The sequence below is a fragment of the Terasakiella pusilla DSM 6293 genome (assembly GCF_000688235.1).
In the GTDB taxonomy this organism is placed as follows: Bacteria; Pseudomonadota; Alphaproteobacteria; order Rhodospirillales; family Terasakiellaceae; genus Terasakiella; species Terasakiella pusilla.
Map to the genome: position 1 here is coordinate 1 of NZ_JHYO01000065.1, position 2,992 is coordinate 2,992.

Consider the following 2,992-nt stretch of genomic DNA (forward strand, 5'->3'; position numbering starts at 1 on the left):
CCGACAGGTCTAATTCACGGGCATCACAAGCATTCTATGGGCGTGGATATTCAATGGACGTTGTGGCGGAGGAACTGGGGAAGGTTCGGTATGATGTTGGAGATGATAATTCAATGATAGCATTATGAGTTCATAATGTTTCTTATTATGTCACTCAATTCTGTATTGATAGATAATTGACGCAATTGTTCTAATACTATTTTCACATCGCCGCACGTCTCTTGGCACCCGACGAGCGTAGATATTTTGTTGTTTTTCAGGCATATAGAGCAGTGGTTTTGTAACCCTTCAATAAGTAAATTTTGAATTACTTCCTTTTCCATGACCTAATTCCCCATAGTCTCGGTCAAATGATAGATGTTGTCGCAAATGTCCAATGAGCAATGCTGTAGATCATCTATAAATTCAATCCAGCATTCTCTCTAAGTTCTGCCCCGAGTATATCTAAAAGGGAGATAACCTCCTCCGAAGCAATTGTCATTTTCCCCAGTTCAGACATACAACCTTCAAAATCATTATTATGAAATAGGTCAAGAGCCTTCTTTCCATGAGTGTGGACACGGTCATGAGGACCTTCCAACTCTTTGTAATGTTTACTGTGGAGAATTTCTGGCTCTTTTACATCGTAATACCATTTTCCAAGACGACAGCCATGGCAATCAGGAACATCCGGGGCCGTTAAATCAGAACGCCCAATAATCGTATCCATAATTCGTTTTTTGAAGACAACATGGTCAGATTTTGCCATTTCGATAACTTTAAACCGAATATCCCGACTACCTACCCGCTCAACTTGGCTTTGAATGCTTGTTGAAGCGGCATCCATATTGTCTGAGATTTTGCCAATTTCCTGTGCATTATGATTCGCTAAATCAGCAATTTCAGATACGCTTCGACTAACTTCCGCAGAGGCTTCCTGTTGTTGAGACAAAATACTGGATATATCCTGCATTTTAGCGTTTACATTGTCTACTTGTGTGACAATGACACGCATTTCATCTCCTGTTGCATTGATGATTTCTCGGCCATCATTTACGGAATGCACACCATCTTTCATCGAATGCACAATGGCTTCCATTTCAGATTGAAGGAACTCAATTCGATTTCTAATATCTTCTGTGGCTTTTGAGGTTTGGGTGGCAAGGTTCTTGACTTCCCCAGCCACCACTGCAAATCCTTTGCCGGCATTCCCAGCACGAGCAGCTTCAATAGTTGCGTTTAAGGCAAGAAGGTTTGTTTGGCTGGCGATTGCTTCAATTTTCTGAACAATTTCACCAATATGTTCCGACGCTTCTGAAAGAGTATACACTTTATCGGTTGCCTCATTAACAGATAAGGTGATTTTTTCCATTGCTGAAACTGCTTTTTCGGCCGCTTCCATCCCAGTTTTTGCCGATGACGCAACTTGATGTGCTTCGGAAGCAGCCGATTCACTGGCTCGTGCAATTTCATTGACGGAGGCGACCATTTCTTCGGTGGCCGCAGAAATAGATTGAGCACGATGGTCAATATCTTGAATATCCTTGGTAACGGCAGCAATGGAAATCATTGCCTCGCCACACATCACGGATATATCAACGACCCCTTTTAGCCGATTAAGGGCAGCCGCTTCCAATTTTTTTGTAAAGTGTTTAAAAGAATTCTCAAGCGGATGAGCACATAAATCAATATTCTGATACTTCCCTTCTGAAAGTAATTGAAGAGCTTTTTCAATTATTAGAATGCCGTCAGAATTGTAATTATCGCCCATTATCTAAAACCCTAAATCAATTCAAAATTAAATGTATACTACATCAGATACGCCTGAAATAAATATACGTTAAAATACCTAGGTATCTAATTTTGCTGTAATATCTATTAACGCTGGCAGTTGCTTTCATTGGCGAAAATTATAATATCACCTGATAGCAATTGGTTATTGAAATCAATAAAATAAGAACAAATATCAAATGAGTATTTTCAATCATAAGGTGCGAGCCGAAAACATGCTGAACAAAACTGGAAACGAAATATTCCATTTAAAATTCTTGCGAAAAGTATCGGTCTTCATACTTGCGGCATCCCTGCTGGTTTTTACCTTTTGCTCCTACTTTCTGTTTACGAACTCCCAAAAGTTAATTGAGGCCGGGAACAATCACCATCAGTCATACATTCTGGCGATCAATTACGCCAAAGCTCCGATGACTTAAGCCGATGTGAATTGGTAACAGACCCTTGCTTGCAACCTGATTACGGGTGGTGCGTTCATTTCGTCATTGGATTTTTTCAAACGGCCACGGCATTCCTGATCATAGATCACTTCCAATTTCATCGTTTGGGTATTGGAAACATTTACATTGCCTTAATGTTGTTTTCTTGCCGATGAAGAGCATTGCAAATACTGTAATTGAAAAATTCCAAGTGGAGAGGATAGATGAAACTTTGGCATTGCTACAATACCCGTTCTTTACGCCCCCTATGGGCTATGGAAGAATTGGGCGTAGAGTATGATGTTGAAACATTGCCCTTTCCACCGAGGGTTTTCCAGCCAGAATACCTTGAAAAAAATCCGATGGGAACGGTTCCATATTTTATAGATGGCGATACCCAAATGACTGAATCGTCAGCCATCTGTTTGTATCTGGTAGAAAAATACAATCGGTATGACTTGGGTTTAAAAGCGGACCATCCCGAATATGCTCAATACCTGAATTGGCTTTTTCAAAGTGATGCGACGTTCACTTTCCCGCAAGCACTGGTCTTCCGATATTCATGTTTAGAGACTGTCGAACGACGTCAGCCGCAGGTCGTAACCGATTATGCGAAATGGTTTCTCGCTCGATTGCGAATGCTGAACGCCCATATGGAGACACATCAGTATCTGTGTGATGGCCGTTTTACCATTGCAGACATTGCCGTTGGTTATGCCTTGCATTTTGGTGAAGTGATCGGTTTTTCTGAATATTACAAACCTCAATTACAGGATTATCTTAAACGCTTACAGGAACGTCCA

General features: G+C 40.9%; 2 protein-coding genes. One reads left to right on the plus strand and one right to left on the minus strand.

Annotated features, from left to right (window positions below):
* Positions 1 to 397 precede the first annotated feature (397 nt).
* Positions 398 to 1,750 (minus strand): methyl-accepting chemotaxis protein, encoded by a 1,353-nt coding sequence (locus Q397_RS23615; protein ID WP_051610410.1) that lies wholly within the window; start codon positions 1,748 to 1,750, stop codon positions 398 to 400.
* Positions 1,751 to 2,413: 663 nt separating this feature from the next.
* On the opposite strand from Q397_RS23615, the gene Q397_RS0119975 reads away from it, so the two are divergent.
* On the plus strand, positions 2,414 to 2,992 hold a 579-nt coding region (locus Q397_RS0119975; protein ID WP_028880891.1), incomplete at its 3' end, for a glutathione S-transferase family protein.

What these genes read in the sequence shown, in the direction of transcription:
- Q397_RS23615 (WP_051610410.1), bottom strand. Translation starts at nt 1,750, where the DNA reads ATGGGCGATAATTACAATTCTGACGGCATTCTAATAATTGAAAAAGCT.